This window comes from Endozoicomonas sp. ONNA2, from assembly GCF_024606365.1.
Taxonomy (GTDB): domain Bacteria; phylum Pseudomonadota; class Gammaproteobacteria; order Pseudomonadales; family Endozoicomonadaceae; genus Endozoicomonas.
The window spans coordinates 1-1,069 of the sequence record NZ_JAHHPO010000280.1; the positions used below are offsets into that span (position 1 = coordinate 1).

At 42.2% G+C, this 1,069-nt stretch carries 1 protein-coding gene; it reads right to left on the reverse strand.

Annotated features, from left to right (window positions below; genetic code table 11):
• Window positions 1-68: 68 nt before the first annotated feature.
• Window positions 69-1,069 (reverse strand): DUF4116 domain-containing protein (locus tag KDK14_RS04935; RefSeq protein ID WP_257263906.1); only part of this gene is annotated, 1,001 nt, incomplete at its 5' end.

Consider the following 1,069-nt stretch of genomic DNA (forward strand, 5'->3'; position numbering starts at 1 on the left):
GAGTGCCGGCACAAGGAGTCAGAAATATATGATTTCATATGGTTAGCTACTTACATACTCACGATTAATTACAGCATTTTCGGCCTGGATCGCTGAACTGTCTGACTGTATTGATATTTTTGAACCAGGGGCTCGAACTTACGAAAGAGTATACAACATGTGTTAATAACTTCGGGGTTTGTGCGAATGGCTGACCTGAGAAATGCCTCATCACTTTTAAGGCTGTCATCCGCACACATTAAAGCAAACGGCTGTTGTTTAATTAAGCTCAGCAAATACTCGCGATCCTTCAATACCCTGTTACTGGCATAAATCAAGTTGACAATATCGTCCGCAATCAAGGTTTGAATAATGTTTTTATCACTTCGGAATCTTTCACTGGCATACTGCAGGGCAAAAGGACACTGTGCCAAAGCGGTCTTCACCACCACATCATTATTCCGAAGTTCCGGGCTGGCATAGGACAGGCAATAACCTTTTTGAGTGACTGAGGCCATGACGACATCTTGATCATTCTTCAGTTCGTCACTGGCAAATTTCAGGTCTTCCGGATATTTTTCAATGGTCGGTAAAACAATGTCTTTATCATTTCGAACCCGTTGGCAGACATATTTCAGCCCATGCATCAACACGGCATTCTTGACTTTTTCTTTATGATCCGCAGTCGGCTGCCCCGGTGAAACATAAAACTCCGGACTGTAACCAAATGATGGTTTCATCACAAAGTATTCATCTTTCAAGTGGCCATACACATCTTCAATCAATGGAGTAGCGTCAGCGGGATACAATACCAAAAGATGATGAAAGAGTTTCCGGCGGGTGTCTTCATTGATCGCATCACACATTAACATTTCTCGAAGATTGCCTTCGGATCTCGCTAACCGTCGTATATGATCAATGAATTGTTGTTGGTGGTTACCGAAGAACTGATAACAATCGGAATTAAAATTAAAGTCGAATGCGATGCTATAAACTATCGAGAAAAGGCCATTTTGAAAGGTGAACCTATCGACTTCTGTCTCAGCATCGCTTAACAGTCGTTGTGCCAGTAAGGTAAAGTTCCACTGTT